At 40.2% G+C, this 15,545-nt stretch carries 14 protein-coding genes and 3 tRNA genes; 12 read left to right on the top strand and 5 right to left on the bottom strand.

The window, feature by feature from the left end:
* The first annotated feature begins 4 nt into the window (after positions 1-4).
* Genes atpH through atpC form a run of 5 tightly spaced genes read left to right on the top strand, consistent with a single transcriptional unit; the run spans position 5 to position 4,823 of the window.
* A complete protein-coding gene (atpH, locus tag B1A77_RS00945; RefSeq protein ID WP_021148537.1) occupies positions 5-556 on the top strand; it encodes an ATP synthase F1 subunit delta in 552 nt (183 codons plus the stop codon).
* A gap of 16 nt (positions 557-572) precedes the next feature.
* Positions 573-2,111 carry a F0F1 ATP synthase subunit alpha gene (atpA, locus tag B1A77_RS00940; RefSeq protein WP_004697546.1) on the top strand — a complete coding sequence of 513 codons (1,539 nt, stop codon included), beginning with the start codon at positions 573-575 and terminating at the stop codon, positions 2,109-2,111.
* Positions 2,112-2,114: 3 nt separating this feature from the next.
* Positions 2,115-2,969 (top strand): ATP synthase F1 subunit gamma, encoded by an 855-nt coding sequence (gene atpG / locus B1A77_RS00935; protein ID WP_021148536.1) that lies wholly within the window; start codon positions 2,115-2,117, stop codon positions 2,967-2,969.
* An 18-nt stretch (positions 2,970-2,987) separates the two neighbouring features.
* A complete protein-coding gene (gene atpD / locus B1A77_RS00930; RefSeq protein WP_004697530.1) occupies positions 2,988-4,412 on the top strand; it encodes a F0F1 ATP synthase subunit beta in 1,425 nt (474 codons plus the stop codon).
* A 3-nt stretch (positions 4,413-4,415) separates the two neighbouring features.
* The gene (atpC, locus tag B1A77_RS00925; protein WP_004697509.1) at positions 4,416-4,823 is read left to right on the top strand and encodes an ATP synthase F1 subunit epsilon; all 408 of its coding nucleotides are present in this window, start codon (positions 4,416-4,418) and stop codon (positions 4,821-4,823) included.
* Between the two features lie 47 nt (positions 4,824-4,870).
* On the opposite strand, the gene B1A77_RS00920 is transcribed toward atpC, so the two are convergent.
* The 4 genes from B1A77_RS00920 to B1A77_RS00905 form a co-directional block, all read right to left on the bottom strand.
* Positions 4,871-5,779, bottom strand: coding sequence for a hypothetical protein (locus tag B1A77_RS00920; protein WP_021148535.1), 909 nt, complete (start codon positions 5,777-5,779; stop codon positions 4,871-4,873).
* A 109-nt stretch (positions 5,780-5,888) separates the two neighbouring features.
* Positions 5,889-5,964, bottom strand: a tRNA-Val gene (locus B1A77_RS00915).
* Between the two features lie 5 nt (positions 5,965-5,969).
* Positions 5,970-6,044, bottom strand: a tRNA-Glu gene (locus tag B1A77_RS00910).
* Positions 6,045-6,048: 4 nt separating this feature from the next.
* Positions 6,049-6,124 (bottom strand) — tRNA-Asn (locus tag B1A77_RS00905).
* Positions 6,125-6,864: 740 nt separating this feature from the next.
* On the opposite strand from B1A77_RS00905, the gene B1A77_RS00900 reads away from it, so the two are divergent.
* From B1A77_RS00900 to B1A77_RS00885, 4 genes are all read left to right on the top strand, one after another.
* Complete coding sequence (locus tag B1A77_RS00900) at positions 6,865-7,707, top strand: fumarate hydratase (protein WP_004695072.1); 843 nt, start codon at positions 6,865-6,867, stop codon at positions 7,705-7,707.
* A 19-nt stretch (positions 7,708-7,726) separates the two neighbouring features.
* Positions 7,727-8,287, top strand: coding sequence for a Fe-S-containing hydro-lyase (locus tag B1A77_RS00895; protein ID WP_004695073.1), 561 nt, complete (start codon positions 7,727-7,729; stop codon positions 8,285-8,287).
* A 171-nt stretch (positions 8,288-8,458) separates the two neighbouring features.
* Positions 8,459-9,010 (top strand): TIGR01440 family protein, encoded by a 552-nt coding sequence (locus tag B1A77_RS00890; RefSeq protein ID WP_008602458.1) that lies wholly within the window; start codon positions 8,459-8,461, stop codon positions 9,008-9,010.
* A gap of 9 nt (positions 9,011-9,019) precedes the next feature.
* Positions 9,020-10,783 (top strand): LPO_1073/Vpar_1526 family protein, encoded by a 1,764-nt coding sequence (locus tag B1A77_RS00885; protein WP_008602460.1) that lies wholly within the window; start codon positions 9,020-9,022, stop codon positions 10,781-10,783.
* A 156-nt stretch (positions 10,784-10,939) separates the two neighbouring features.
* On the opposite strand, the gene B1A77_RS00880 is transcribed toward B1A77_RS00885, so the two are convergent.
* Entirely contained in the window at positions 10,940-11,665 is a 726-nt protein-coding gene (locus B1A77_RS00880; protein ID WP_021148534.1) for a Crp/Fnr family transcriptional regulator, read from the bottom strand.
* 272 nt (positions 11,666-11,937) lie between these two features.
* Between B1A77_RS00880 and hcp the strand changes: the two genes are divergently transcribed.
* The 3 genes from hcp (at position 11,938) to sdaAA (ending at position 15,488) form a co-directional block, all read left to right on the top strand.
* Complete coding sequence (gene hcp, locus B1A77_RS00875) at positions 11,938-13,503, top strand: hydroxylamine reductase (protein WP_004695081.1); 1,566 nt, start codon at positions 11,938-11,940, stop codon at positions 13,501-13,503.
* A gap of 438 nt (positions 13,504-13,941) precedes the next feature.
* Positions 13,942-14,604, top strand: a complete 663-nt coding sequence (sdaAB, locus tag B1A77_RS00870; protein WP_038149923.1) for an L-serine ammonia-lyase, iron-sulfur-dependent subunit beta — start codon at positions 13,942-13,944, stop codon at positions 14,602-14,604.
* Between the two features lie 11 nt (positions 14,605-14,615).
* A complete protein-coding gene (gene sdaAA / locus B1A77_RS00865) occupies positions 14,616-15,488 on the top strand; it encodes an L-serine ammonia-lyase, iron-sulfur-dependent, subunit alpha (protein WP_077707631.1) in 873 nt (290 codons plus the stop codon).
* Positions 15,489-15,545: the final 57 nt, after the last annotated feature.

Genomic DNA, 15,545 nt, shown 5'->3' with positions numbered 1-15,545 from the left:
TACGATGAGCATAGAAATTGTAGCAGATAAATATGGTTCGGCTATGTTTGAATTAGCTCAAGAACAAAATATTTTGGAACTCATGGAGGAGCAATTAGGTTATGTAGCGTCCGTTATGGCGGAACAGCCTGAACTTCGTTTATTCCTTGAAAATCCAATCGTTACAGAAGATGCAAAGATTAAGTTAGTTGGTTCCATCTTTGAATCTAGTATCGACAAAGTTGCTTTACACTTTATCTATGTGATGATTAAACGCGGGCGCCATCGTTATATTGCACAGGCCATTGCAGCGTTTATTCAAAAATCACGAGAGGCTCGTGGTATTTTGGAAGCTACTGTAACTGTAGCAGAACCAATCACAGCTGATGTAGAAGCATCTGTACAAGCTAAATTACGAGAAGTAACAGGGAAAGATGTTATTTTATCTGTGCGTCAAGATCTATCTATTATGGGTGGTATTATTATCCAAGTAGGGGATAAACGCATTGATGGCTCTGTATCTCGTCGTTTAGAGGAATTAGAAAAATCTTTATTAAGAACGAACTCTATTAGATAGGGGTGAATGGGTATATATGAAAATGAAGCCTGAAGAAATCACTGCTATAATCAAACAGCAGATTCAGGACTATGATGTTGACCTCAATGTCGATGATGTGGGTACTGTTCTCGACGTAGGGGATGGCATCGCCCATATTTATGGTCTTGAAAGAGCCATGGCCGGTGAGTTGCTAGAATTACCACACGGCGTATATGGCTTGGTTTTGAACTTAGAATTAGATAATGTGGGTGCCGTACTATTAGGTGATGACTTCTTGATTAAAGAAGGGGACCAAGTGCGCCGTACTGGCAAAATTATGGACGTTCCTGCCGGAGATGCCTTGATTGGTCGCGTAGTAAACCCTCTTGGTCAACCTCTTGATGGCAAGGGTGCTATTCAAGCTACAGAACGTCGTCCTATCGAACATCCAGCACCTGGTATTGCGGATCGTCAATCCGTAAATGAACCATTGCAAACAGGTCTTAAAGCAATTGATGCGATGGTACCAATCGGCCGTGGTCAACGTGAGCTTATCATCGGTGACCGTGGTACAGGTAAAACTGCGATTGCCTTAGATACTATTCTGAACCAAAAAGGCAAAGATGTTATTTGTATTTATGTAGCTATTGGTCAAAAAGAATCTACAGTTGCTCGCGTAGTACAAAAACTTGAAGAAGCAGGCGCTATGGAATATACAATCGTAGTTTCTGCGAGTGCTTCCACAGGTGCACCTCTTCAATACATTGCCCCATATGCTGGTGTTGCCATGGGTGAATACTTTATGTACCAAGGTAAACACGTATTATGCGTATATGATGACTTAACAAAACAAGCGGCTGCATATCGTGCTATGTCCCTATTATTGCGCCGTCCACCAGGGCGTGAAGCATATCCAGGCGACGTATTCTACTTACATAGTCGTCTATTAGAGCGGGCTGCGAAACTTTCATCTGAACTTGGTGGAGGTTCTATTACAGCGTTGCCAATCATTGAAACACAAGCAGGTGACGTATCTGCATACATTCCAACAAACGTAATTTCCATTACTGATGGTCAAATTTTCTTGGGAACAGATATGTTCTATTCTGGTATTCGTCCAGCTGTTGACGTAGGTCTGTCCGTATCCCGTGTAGGTGGTAGCGCACAAACTAAAGCGATGAAGCAAGTGGCGGGCCAATTGCGTTTGGACCTTGCTCAATATCGTGAGTTGGCTGCTTTCGCTCAGTTTGGTTCTGACCTTGATGCGGCTACACGCGCTCAACTTGATCGTGGTGAACGCTTAACTGAAATGTTAAAACAAGGTCAATATGAGCCTATGAGTGTAGCGGAAATGGTTATCAACCTTTACGCTGGTACTAAAGGGTACTTAGCAGATATTCAAGTGGCAGATGTATTGTCCTTTGAAGCTGAACTTTTACGTTATGTAAAAGCAAATTATCCTGAAATCATCACTAACATTGAAACGTCTAAGAAAATTGACGAAGAAACTGAAAATCTATTGAAGCAAGCAATCCCAGAATGTGTTGAAGCATTTGGCTCTACACATACATTAGTGTCTCGTAAGGAGGCGTAATGTATGGCTAGTGCACAAGATTTGCGAAAACGCATAAAAAGTGTTACCAATACGCAACAAATTACAAAAGCGATGAAGATGGTAGCTTCTGCTCGTCTTCGTAGGGCACAAACAAAAGCGGAAGCTACTCGTCCTTACGCAGAAAAGATAGGGCAAATCTTGCGTCATATGTCTAATAGTGATTTAGAAGGCTTTGAAAGTCCTCTTTTAGATGTGCGACCTGTAGAGCGCACTTGCTATATTGTAGTAGGTGCAGATAAAGGTCTTGCAGGGGCATTTTCGTCTAATGTATTGAAATTTGCCATGGAACAATTACATGGTAAATCTCCTGATACATACCGTGTTATCACGGCAGGCAGAAAGCCTAGAGACAGCATGAAATCTAGAGGTGTTCGCATCGATAAGTCTTATGCGGGCTTCTCGGATAAACCATCCTATGAACATGCGCGTACTATTATGCATGAAGCACTTTCACTATATGAACGTCATGAAGTAGACGAAGTCATCATGATCTATACACGTTTTGTAAATTCTATGACGCAAATTGCACAGGCTGAGCGCTTGTTGCCAATAGAGCAACCACAAGATGAGGTAAAAGGCGAAGAGTATGATTTCATGCCGTCCGCCGTATCCGTCTTGGAGGCGTTGCTGCCAAAATACTTAGAAATTACAGTTTATAATGGATTGTTGCAATCTGCAGCTAGTGAATTAGGTGCTCGTATGACGGCCATGACATCGGCTACAGATAATGCAGGGGAACTCATTGAGTCCTTAGGCCTTGAATACAACAAGTTGCGTCAATCTAGTATTACAAACGAAATTTCTGAAATCGTTGGTGGCGCTAATGCCTTGCAATAGATAAGGAGACATCTGTCGATGAGTAATAATATTGGTAAAGTTGTGCAGGTCATCGGCCCAGTTGTAGACGTGCGCTTTGATGCTGGTCATTTACCAGCTATCTACAACGCCATCCACATCTACCATGACCACAAGGCACACGATAGACAAAAAATCGTAGTAGAGGTTATGCAACACTTAGGCGACGATACAGTTCGTTGCGTTGCCATGAGTTCTACTGACGGTATGACACGTAATATGGAAGCAGAAGATACTGGTGCTCCAATTTCCGTTCCTGTAGGGGAAGGCGTATTGGGTCGTATCTTTAACGTACTTGGTGAAACTGTAGACCATGATCCAGCTCCAGTTGTGGCTGATGAAAAATGGCCTATTCACCGTCCAGCACCTAAATTTGATGACCTTTCTCCAGATACACAAATCTTGGAAACAGGTATTAAGGTCGTTGACCTTATCGCTCCATACGTAAAAGGTGGTAAAATCGGTCTTTTCGGTGGTGCCGGTGTAGGTAAAACCGTATTGATTATGGAATTGATTCACAATGTTGCTACAGAGCACGGCGGCTATTCCGTATTCTCCGGTGTAGGGGAACGTACTCGTGAAGGTAATGACTTGTGGAACGAAATGAAAGAGTCTGGCGTTATCAATAAAACAGCCCTCGTATATGGACAAATGAATGAGCCACCAGGGGCTCGTATGCGCGTAGGTCTTACTGGTCTTACAATGGCTGAATACTTCCGTGATGTGAAAAAACAAGACGTGCTCTTGTTCATCGATAACATCTTCCGCTTTATTCAAGCGGGGTCCGAAGTATCCGCCCTCTTAGGTCGTATGCCATCTGCCGTAGGTTACCAACCTACATTGGCTAATGACGTAGGGGCATTGCAAGAGCGTATTACATCTACAAAAGAAGGCTCTATTACCTCCGTACAAGCTGTATATGTACCTGCCGATGACTTGACTGACCCGGCTCCAGCAGCGACATTCGCTCACTTGGATGCGACAACAGTATTGTCTCGTTCCATTGCGGAACTTGGTATCTATCCAGCGGTGGATCCTCTGGACTCTACAAGCCGTATTTTGGACCCACATGTACTTGGTGAAGAGCACTACGCAGTAGCTCGTGGAGTACAAGAAGTATTGCAAAAATATCGCGATCTTCAAGATATTATCGCAATCCTCGGTATGGAAGAATTGTCTGACGAAGATAAACTCACTGTATCTCGCGCTCGTAAGATTCAACGTTTCTTGAGTCAACCATTCTTCGTAGCAGAAGTATTTACCGGTTCTCCTGGTAAATATGTGCCATTGTCCGAAACATTGAGAGGCTTCAGAGAGATCTTGGATGGTAAACATGATGAATTGCCAGAAGGTGCATTCTACATGGTTGGTACCATTGATGAAGCCATTCAAAAAGCAAAGGAAATGCAAGAGAAGGGGGAATAATCCATGGCGGAACCTATGACCCTACAGATAATTACACCTGATGCAATCGTATTCGAGGGCCAATCTACATTCTTTGTAGGTAAAGCTATCGATGGTGGTTTTGGTATTTTGCCAAATCATGCGCCTATGATTATTGCATTAGACTTGGCACCTTTACGCATTGAACAACCAGATGGAACATCTCGTGAATATGCTGTATTTGGTGGCTTCTGTGAAATTGAACATAATAAGGTGAGTATTGTAACCCCTGACTGTCAAGATCCAACATCCATTGATGTGGAACGTGCTCGTCGAGCTAAAGAGCGTGCAGAAGGTCGGTTATCAAATCCTACACCTGATATTGATGTAGAAAGAGCGGAAGCAGCATTGCAACGTGCTTTACTGCGCTTGCATGTTACAAAAATGTTATAAGAAAAAGGCTAGCCATCTGGCTAGCCTTTTTATCTTTCTAATTTTGATTATAAAACGCTCACACCTTTTAAGGAGTATGCAGTATTCTTAGGTTGTTCTACTTGAAAATCTAATACAACAGGTGCCTCAGAATTGATACCAGGTGCTTGGTAGCGGTCACGATCTGTTGGAATTCGTTTGTATGGTAATTTATCAAGTAATATAGTCATAACTTTGTTCCAAACTGATTTATGTGTTGGCATAGTTAAAGAGTCATCAGTTTGGTTGAAGCCCGTACGAACAGTATGGATTACCTTATCGTTTACATCATAATAGTATAAAAGGGCATTAACCTTTGCAGCGATATAAATTTCATGATTATCCTTATTGTATGGATCTGGGCTGTTAATAGTATTAACTTGTACATATACGTCTTGTAATGGTACAGGCATAATAACGATTTCAGAATTTTGGGCCTCTGCAATTTGAGCAAGATCAGCGGCTTTAATTTCTGCAGTTGGTGTGTTAGTACTTACAATGGTTGTATCATAGTAAGGATATTTAAGTGTATTTGATAAGCGATCTGTCATGTAGTGACCAAATTGAGCTGTGTTTTCATTGCGCAAATTTGCTGGTACAACAATAGTTACTTTGCGGCTTGGAAAGTTTTCCAAGTGACCATCATGACTTGTACTAGTAGCATTAATAGTTGCTTTTTCTGAAACTCCAGAAATTGGTGTAGATGTTGGTGTGGCAGCTACTTTTATGACAGGCTCCATATTTGTTTTAGGGGTCAATGTAGAAGCCTCATTACTTGTGTTACTTTGTATAGTGCTAAGAACCACAGGTTGCGTTGTATTTGGTGTTAGCTGACTCAAATCGATCATAGCGGCACTGGCTGTTGTAAATGCAGTTGTGAGTAGTACAGCAAGTACTGTAAGTAGTGGACGTTTATAGAGTCCGAAGTTATGTAACATAATTCCTCCTCTTAATAAAACTCTTTTAAAATTACAAATTATACAATTTATATTATTATATCATATATATAAAAAAAAGGAGCAAGCTTAACAGCTTGCTCCTTTAGTTTGGTGGACGATGACAGGATCGAACTGCCGACATCCTGCTTGTAAGGCAGGCGCTCTCCCAGCTGAGCTAATCGTCCATATGTGGTGACCCGTCCGGGAATCGAACCCGGGATACCGCCGTGAAAGGGCGGTGTCTTAACCGCTTGACCAACGGGCCAGAATGGCTCCTCGAGTAGGACTCGAACCTACGACCGATCGGTTAACAGCCGATTGCTCTACCGACTGAGCTATCGAGGAATGGTACGATTGTTATTATATGTTAGATTAATTATAAAAGCAAGCATTTTTTTTAGAACACTATAAAATAGATACTATCAATTATGACTAAAAGACATAACTTTATAAATAAAATTGGTTATCAATAATTTTGATGAGAGAGTCATTAAAATTAATAAAATCTATAGAGCTTAATAATTATAGATATTTACTGTGTTCTAAGGTGATTGTATGACTCCAAATGCATGGGAGTTAGCAATATAAGTATATTGAAGATAATCGGTATACATATGCATTATAGAAAAGTTTAAAAGATTTAGTTGAAAAGTAGTATCAGTTAAGAAAGAAGTGTATTTATCTTATTAGATATAGCCTATGTTTGTGGTTCATTTTAAACCAAATCTATATATAATAAAGTAGGTAAAAATATAAGATATAAAAATCTTATTGATATATGATAGACTATGACTTTTATCACAATGCAGGGCTATTTTAGTGACTAGAGAATAAGGTCTATATAGCCTATTGAAAAACCGAAATATATACAAAAATATTCATGAAAACAATTCTCAAAAACCGAAAAAGCATTGAGAAAACTGTATAGGTAAGGCGTTGAATCCCCCTATATTGTGTGCTACGATTTATGTATAGAGTTAATCTCATCGGTTTGAGATAGATATTCTTTCATATGTTTGAGAATTTTATTTTATCTCATCGGTATTAGAATTAATATTCAACTATTTTCCTGAGGAGGGATTATCTTGCGCGAGATTCAAGTATCTGAAATCACAAAAACAGTCCGTCAAATGTGTATGGACGCAGCTTACCACTTGCCAAAAGACATCTATGAAGGTTTGAAAAAAGGCCGTGAAACAGAAGAGTCTTCAGTAGGTCGTATCGTTCTTGATCAAATTATTAAAAATGCAGAAATTGCCGATGCTGAAGATCGTCCATACTGCCAAGATACTGGTATGACTATGGTATTCTTAAAAGTTGGTCAAGATGTTCATTTCGTTGGTGGTGATCTTACAGAAGCTATCAATGCTGGTGTTGCAGCTGGTTATGTTGAAGGTTATCTTCGTAAATCCGTTGTAGCTGAACCATTGTTCAATCGTAAAAATACACAAAATAACACACCTGCAATCATCTATACTGAAATCGTTCCTGGCGATAAAGTAGATATTCAAGTAGAATTAAAAGGTTTCGGTTCTGAAAATAAATCCGATGTAGCTATGCTCGTACCTGCTGATGGTGTGGAAGGCGTTAAAAATGCAGTCCTTGAAATCGTAAAACATGCAGGTCCTAACCCATGCCCTCCAATTGTACTCGGCATTGGTATTGGCGGTACTATGGACCAAGCAGCAGTTATGTCCAAAAAAGCGTTGCTTCGTGACATTAGCGTACCTCATAAAGATGCAGACTATGCAAAATTAGAAGAAGAAATCATGGAAATGGTTAACAAAACTGGTATTGGACCACAATTGGGTGGCACTACAACTTGTATCGGTGTAAACATCGAATGGGGTGCAACTCACATCGCAGGTCTTCCTGTTGCAGTTACTATCATGTGCCATGCTGCTCGTCATGCTCACGTAGTACTTTAATCGATAGGAGGTAAAAACAATGGCTGAATCAATTCGCATTAATACTGAAGAATATAATGAAGAGTTTTCCCGCAAATTAAAAGTTGGTGATAGCGTTCTTATCACTGGTAAAATTTACTCCGCTCGTGACGCTGCTCATAAAGTTATGACTGAAGCTTTAGCGCGTGGTGAAAAATTACCAATCGACTGGACAAATAAATTCGTTTATTATCTTGGACCAACACCTGCAAAACCTGGTGATCCAATTGGTTCCGCTGGTCCTACAACTTCCGGTCGTATGGATGCTTACACACCAACAATGCTTGACCAAGGTATCAAAGGCATGATTGGTAAAGGTTCCCGTAAACCAGAAGTAGTTGAATCCATGAAGAAAAATGGTTGCACATACTTCGCAGCAGTTGGTGGCGCAGCAGCATTGATTGCAAAATCCATCAAAAAATATGAAGTACTTGCTTATGGTGAACTTGGACCAGAAGCTTTGGCTGAATTGACTGTTGAAGATTTCCCTTGCATCGTGGTTGGCGATACTGAAGGTAATAACTTCTACGAATTAGGCCAAAAACCTTACAGAAAAATCTAATATCACCATTGAGTGATTGAAAGAGGCTTGCTAAAGCAAGCCTCTTTTTGTTGTTAAGCCATAATCATAAGATGTTCATCCGTTACGTGTAGAGTTTAGTCTACCGATTCTGTCGGTTTTATGATAATATACATATAGATTTTATACATTCAATTTGAGTGAGGCGATAACATGACTTCTGTAGAAACTATTCGTCAGTCAACTCGCAACGCGATGGCTGAATTACTTGATTTAGCAAAGGTTCGCGAAGGTCAATTATTCGTTGTTGGCTGTTCCACTAGCGAAATTGTAGGTAAAAAAATCGGCACTGACTCTCACCTTGATGTGGCTCAGGTCGTATTTGATGAAATATACAATGCTGTTAAGGCTAAAGGACTTAACTTGGCTATTCAATGTTGTGAACATATTAATCGTGCACTTGTTATGGAACGTAGTGCGATGACATGGGAGGAGGAAGTTAATGTTGTTCCTCAACGTCATGCGGGTGGTGCCCTGGCTGTGATGGCGTACGAATATTTTGATGATCCTGTGATGGTTGAATTTATTCAAGCTGATGTAGGCATCGATATTGGAGATACTTTCATTGGTATGCACATGAAACACGTTGCAGTGCCTGTACGTCTTTGTGTGAAAGAAATTGGGAAAGCACATGTGACCGCTTGTCGTGTTCGTCCGAAGAGCATTGGCGGTGAGCGTGCTGTATATAATGAAGCATTGATGTAGGGGGATAGTATGTCAAACCTAATACCGTATTTTGTATTAGCCGTCGTGGCATTGGGATTCTTTGCTGTTTGCTATGCTGTATTTAGCGGTGGTGATGGTGAAAGTAAGGCAAAAGAAAAATCCTATAAAAACATAAGTAATAAAAATAATCCTAAAGCGCATAATGATGTTATATTTGCAACGGAGTCGCAAGAGGGCAATGTAACAATCACACATACGAGTGGAACTAATGTATATACTGCATCAATTCCGGATACAGTTGAAACGGTGGTCGGTGAAGAGCGAGAACCGGCTGAACCTCTGGTTGATCCTATAGATACCTCTTATAATAAAAGAAGTACTCTAAAGTCTAATTCAAGTCATGTTTCAGAGGGAGAATATGCGTTAGCATTAGGTTCGGATAATGGAACACCAATAGGTTCGGATAATGGCACACCAATAGGGGATGAAACCATTGTGATGACAGCTGTATCAGATCTTAAGCAAGCTAATCAAGCCAATCAAGGTGTTACTCCGTTGGTGGATAAAACTATTGTCCTCGATGTTGTTACAGATGAACTTCTCAATAGCGCAAACTCTGTTGAAGATACAATTGCTATGGGTGAATCTGTGGAAGCCTTTGAAGCTGATGAAGCGGATAGCATAGATGCTACACAAATGATAGGTGGTGCAAACGAAATACAAACCGCGGAAGGTCCATCGGTATTAGATGAAACGCGTTTGTTTGATGCTTCTGAAATTGAAGCACAATTGGCGGCAACAAGTTTAGCTGAAGAGGAGGAACCGCATGGTCAATGGGCAAAAACGGCACATGAGGATAAATGCGTTGAGTTGGCTATAGCACCATTTGTTCATTCCTTTGGGGTGTTACATGGTGATACGCAACACTATGTAGAATCTATTACAAGAGATGCTTTAGCGGCTCTCAATATTACAAAAATTGTTGAAGTGAATGCATTACTAGAGAATATTGTTATTCAAGAAGCGTTGATGAGTATGCAAAAGGCATATGCCGCTACAAATACAGAGTGGATGAAGTCCGCTGCGTTAGGTGCTTTTCTAGATGTGGTTCAATCTCCTAAATCTAGTACGCCATACCTCGTAGCTTTTGATGCATTACGTGTATTACCTCATTTAACATTAGGTCACTTCCAAGTTATGGCCTTAACATTATTGTTACAATATTCTAGAAATTCTAATAACTATGGATTGATTCACTTCCAACATTATGTGGAAAAATATATTGAGCCATTCATCTCTGATTTACCTCGAAATGATTCCTTCTATCGCCAGCTGGACTACTTACGCTGTACACAAGAAGAACAAGAGCCTATCACTTTATGCCAAGTGTTGTCGAATTCATATCCGTTTGTATTCAACTATCGTGGTTTCTCTAAGGAAGAACTCTTCCGTGCTACAGATGGTCATGGTGTGGATCCACGTTATGTGGTGCGTAGCTTGAACTCCAATCTTTATAAATTAGCCTTGGTAGATGAGTCTTTAGCACCACAATTCTTTAGACAAACACGAATTTCTAATGCTATGGTTCAACGTGATCTTTTAGCTCTGATGAAGAGCAAACCTACTGCTTTCAGGGGACAAGAGGCGCGTGATATCATGGATGATATTTCACCGGTTCTATTGGACTTAGCTGATGTCTTTGATAGCACGCCAATGTCTAAAATTAGCTTAACATTGTTAGGCCTTTACTTAGGTCGTGCTCATGTGAAAGCAACCATTGGTGAAGAATTTGATTTGTCTCATTGGTTCTAATTTACAATTTTAAGCACTATATAGTTTGAAAAATTATATTATATAGTTATTATATACTTAAAACCGTTATATATTTTATGAGTCGTGTAATAAAAAAGTCTCTCAAGATAATCTTGAGAGACTTTTTAGTTTGTTAAATTTAATAGACATTAAGTATTAAAAGGTGTTAAAGCCGAATTCTTCAATGTCTTCAATATTTTTAATTGTTACGGTGCGCCCTGTAATATCAATGAGACCTTCATCGCGAAGGCGTCCTAATTCACGGCTAAGGGCTGTGCGAGATACATTGAGAACCTCAGCCATTTGCTCGCGGTTGTGGGGTAATTGAATTGTGTTAGAATGCTGACGTTTATAAATATCTGTTAAGTACGCAAAAATCTTTTCGCGCATCCCTTTTAATGTGAGGTAGTGGACTTTTCTGGTTAATAGAATTGCTTTTTCAGATAAATCCTCTAATAGATTAGATAGGATTTTAGTTTGGCATTGATGACAATCCGGTAATGTTTTAATAAAGGTTTCAAGGGGAATAAACATAATTTTAGTTGCTTTTGTTGCTTTAATGGTAGCAGGCCATAAAGGCTGTTTGCTAAATAGTAGTGCTTCTCCAAAAATATCTGATTGCTCTAAGTTTGCCATAATAACCCGTTGCCCCATTACATTTTCACGAGTCAGTAAAGCGCTGCCTTCAAGAATGACACCAATACCCTCCATAGGATCTCCAGCGAGGGCTATAAAATCATTTTTTTGGTAACTGTGGATGATAACTTTGGCATTATTTAAATAGCTACGCAGCTCTGGCTCTCCTAATGTATTGAATAAAGGACATTTCACGAGGGTGGGCATATATTGATTAATGATATCGTTTGAAAGTATTTGTTTCATAAGCACCTCCGGTGTGATAAAGTCTATAGCAATTAAAAATGATTATTGTATAATAAAAGTATAAGACTAAATGGTCTACCTGTTCCATAAGGGAAGTCAGGAAAATTTTTGAAAAAGTTTTTATTTGTTGCTCAAGCTACAGAAATTGTATCATCTTTACGTTATACTTTCAAATGTAATCAATCAGACAACTGATAAAACATCAGTGTAATGTATAGGTTTTATATTATCTAGCTTGACTGCGAGGAAGTCTCGCAAAGGAGGATTTTTAAATGAGTATGTTCTGTTATCAATGCGAACAATCTGCAGCACCAGGTGGCTGTACTGTACAAGGTGTATGTGGTAAAACTGCACCAGTTGCTAACTTACAAGACGAATTAACTGCTGCCTTAGTTGGCTTGGCTCGCGCTTTAGACGTAAAGGGTCATACTAAAGAAGGTATCGATTATATTATGCGCGGTTTGTTCATGTGTGTAACAAACGTAAACTTCTCTGAAGACCGCGTTCAAGAATTCATTGACGAAGTAAATGCTTACCATGCAAAAGTGGATAGCGCTCAACAAAATTTCGATTGGGAACAATTGTGGAAAGGTGAAGAAGACATCGTATCCCTTCGTTCCACATTATTGTTAGGTATGCGTGGTATGGCTGCATATGCATGGCATGCTGCTCGCCTTGGCTTCCACGATGCTGATGTTGACGCTTGGTTCGTTAAAGGCATGGTAGAATTCGCTAAAGATCACAGTGCTGAAGAATGGCTTGATCTTTTGATGGAATTTGGTCAAATTAACTTGAAATGTATGGCTGTTCTTGATAAAGCTAATACTGAAACATATGGTACACCTGTACCAACTACAGTTCCTTTGACTGTAGAACCAGGTCCTTTCATCGTTGTAACTGGTCATGACCTTCATGACTTGAAACAATTATTGGAACAAACTGATGGTAAAGGTGTAAATATCTATACTCATGGTGAAATGTTGCCTTGCCACGCTTATCCTGAATTGAAGAAACATCCTCAATTGAAAGGTAACTTCGGTACAGCATGGCAAAACCAACAAAAAGAATTTGTTGATGTTCCTGGTGCATTCTTGTTCACTACAAACTGCATTATGCCACCAAAAGAAAACTACAAAGCTAATATCTTCACTACAGATATGGTAGGTTTCGATGGTTGTGCACATATCGAAGAAAAAGAAGATGGTACTAAAGACTTCTCCGCAGTTATCAACCGTGCTATCGAATTGGGCGGCTACAAAGAAGCTCAAGAATTCACTGGTATCAACGGTGGTCATGAAGTAACTACTGGTTTCGGTCATGGCACAGTATTGGGTATTGCTGATAAAGTAATTGACGCTGTAAAAGCTGGCGCTATTAAACACTTCTTCTTGGTAGGTGGTTGTGACGGTGCTAAAGTAGGCCGTAACTACTACACTGAATTCGTTAAACAAACTCCAAATGATACTGTAGTATTGACATTGGCTTGTGGTAAATTCCGTTTCAACGACATGAACATCGGCGAAATCGGTGGTATCCCTCGTATCCTTGATATGGGTCAGTGTAACGATGCTTACTCCGCTATTCAAGTAGCAGTAGCTTTGGCTGGTGCATTTGAATGTGATGTAAACGACTTGCCATTGACATTGGTATTGTCTTGGTACGAACAAAAAGCGGTATGTATCTTGTTAACATTGTTGGCATTGGGTATCCGTAACATTTACATCGGACCTTCCTTGCCTAAATTCTTCTCCAGCAATGTATTGAACATTTTGGTAGAAAAATTCCAATTACATCCAATTACAACTCCAGAAGCTGACATGAAAGCTATCTTGGGCTAATAGGATCTATTAATCTGTTAACTACAGTCCTACGTCCCCTCTCTTTTATGATTTAGGACTGTTGTTATAAATAACGCACCTAGGGTTATCCTTAGGTGCGTTTTTTTACTATTATTGTGAAAGCTATCTATCGAGTGTTTGTATATTGATGGGGCCCAGTTTTGTATCCACAACTTAGTTAAAAAGGAAAGACTATACTTCTTTGCTCCTCGTGACCTGATGTCGCTGCATAAGTATAGTCTTTCCTTTTTATAACTGTAGATATGGATGCGTCCCATCAATATACAAAGTTTTAGAACAGCTTTCACAAGAATAGTAGTCCTCTGTAGACAAACAAATATGCCTCTAATGTGCATATAGACAAGGCTCGATATTGGTTGCTATACTATAGGTGAAATAGGATTTTTTCACATGGTTTATGTGTATATAGAGGTATGTATGAACAGTATTTTTGATATTATAGGGCCTATTATGATTGGTCCGTCTAGTTCGCATACAGCGGGTGCTGCGCGATTAGGCAAGATGGCGCGGTGTATTTTTCGTGCTACTCCTAAAAAGGTAGATTTAACATTATATGGATCTTTTGCAAAAACTTATAAAGGGCATGGTACGGATCGTGCTTTGATTGGCGGCTTATTAGGTTATAAAGAGGATGATGCGAACATCCGAGTTGCCCATGAATTAGCGAAAAAAGAGGGGATGGAGTTTTCTTTTATTGAGTCTCCTCTTGATGTAGGGCATCCGAATGTGGTGCGTTTTGATATGTATGATGAACATAATCGTCATATGACTGTTATTGGTCGCTCTCTCGGCGGTGGTCAGATTATGATTACCGAAGTAGATGGAAATGATATGTCCATTACAGGAGATGAGTTTACGCTCGTTGTGTTCCATGAGGATAGACCTGGTGCGATTTCTCTTGTGAGCCAAGCATTGAGTGAGTCTGATATTAACATCGCTACGATGCACGTATTCCGTAAGGGCAAGCATAAGGATGCAGTCATGGTTATTACTACAGATACAGTGGTAAATCCTATTACAGTTCAGTTTATGCGCGAGTTTCCAGGCATCCAGGATGTGATGACCTTTGAAGCATTATAGGAGGGCGAATGATGAGTTATGCATATGATACAATTGCAGATATTATTCGCCTAGGTGAGGAAAACAATATTTCTTTTGGCGATGTAGTATTGCGTTATGAATTAGAGAATTACGACCGCAGTGAAGACGCGGTTGTTCGTGAAATAGAGAATCGCTTAGATATTTTTGAAAGCTCCATTCAAGATGGCATAGCTTATGCGGAGAAAACGGCTTCTGGTATGTCCGGTGGTCAAGCGGCACAGCTTAATGGGCAAACACCTCGTTTTATGAGTGATATTGCGTATAAGGCAATGACGTATGCTATTGCTGTAAATGAGGCAAATGCAAAGATGTTCCGCATTGTTGCTTGTCCTACGGCGGGTTCTTGTGGTGTTATGCCTGGTGCTGTGAAAGCCGTAGCGGACCACTACCAATTAGATAGAGCTACAGTGGTAAAAGGCTTCTTAGCTGCGTCTGGTATTGGTAATGTAGTAGCAAATCGCGCTTGTGTTGCTGGTGCTGTTGGCGGTTGCCAAGCGGAAATCGGTACAGCGGCGTGTATGGCGGCAGGAGCCATTGTTGAAATGATGGGTGGATCACCACGTCAAGTAGGTCATGCTATTGCATTGTGCATGAAAAATCTATTGGGACTTGCTTGTGATCCGGTAGCAGGGCTCGTAGAGGTGCCATGTGTTAAGCGTAATGGCTTTTATGCAGTCCATGCTATTACTGCATCTGAAATGGCGTTAATGAATATTGAAAGCCAAATTCCACCAGATGAAGTCATTGAAGCGATGAATAATATAGGTCGCGCTATGCCGGCAGCATTGCGTGAAACAAGTGATGGCGGCCTTGCGGTGACACCGACAGGTACAGCTATTGCAGAACGAGTGCAATCCTTATAAGGATTGCACTTTTTTCATGCTTTCATTTGTAGTAAAATAAAGATTAGACTAGTTCAG

This window comes from Veillonella parvula (genome assembly GCF_002005185.1).
GTDB classification, from domain to species: domain Bacteria; phylum Bacillota; class Negativicutes; order Veillonellales; family Veillonellaceae; genus Veillonella; species Veillonella parvula_M.
Note: the sequence above shows the minus strand (reverse complement) of the source record. Positions and strands in the feature narration are given on the sequence as shown.

Coding starts and splice junctions, on each gene's coding strand:
- atpH (WP_021148537.1), top strand. CDS start 5: ATGAGCATAGAAATTGTAGCAGATAAATATGGTTCGGCTATGTTTGAA.
- atpA (WP_004697546.1), top strand. CDS start 573: ATGAAAATGAAGCCTGAAGAAATCACTGCTATAATCAAACAGCAGATT.
- atpG (WP_021148536.1), top strand. CDS start 2,115: ATGGCTAGTGCACAAGATTTGCGAAAACGCATAAAAAGTGTTACCAAT.
- atpD (WP_004697530.1), top strand. CDS start 2,988: ATGAGTAATAATATTGGTAAAGTTGTGCAGGTCATCGGCCCAGTTGTA.
- atpC (WP_004697509.1), top strand. CDS start 4,416: ATGGCGGAACCTATGACCCTACAGATAATTACACCTGATGCAATCGTA.
- B1A77_RS00920 (WP_021148535.1), bottom strand. CDS start 5,779: ATGTTACATAACTTCGGACTCTATAAACGTCCACTACTTACAGTACTT.
- B1A77_RS00895 (WP_004695073.1), top strand. CDS start 7,727: ATGGCTGAATCAATTCGCATTAATACTGAAGAATATAATGAAGAGTTT.
- B1A77_RS00890 (WP_008602458.1), top strand. CDS start 8,459: ATGACTTCTGTAGAAACTATTCGTCAGTCAACTCGCAACGCGATGGCT.
- B1A77_RS00885 (WP_008602460.1), top strand. CDS start 9,020: ATGTCAAACCTAATACCGTATTTTGTATTAGCCGTCGTGGCATTGGGA.
- B1A77_RS00880 (WP_021148534.1), bottom strand. CDS start 11,665: ATGAAACAAATACTTTCAAACGATATCATTAATCAATATATGCCCACC.
- hcp (WP_004695081.1), top strand. CDS start 11,938: ATGAGTATGTTCTGTTATCAATGCGAACAATCTGCAGCACCAGGTGGC.
- sdaAB (WP_038149923.1), top strand. CDS start 13,942: ATGAACAGTATTTTTGATATTATAGGGCCTATTATGATTGGTCCGTCT.
- sdaAA (WP_077707631.1), top strand. CDS start 14,616: ATGAGTTATGCATATGATACAATTGCAGATATTATTCGCCTAGGTGAG.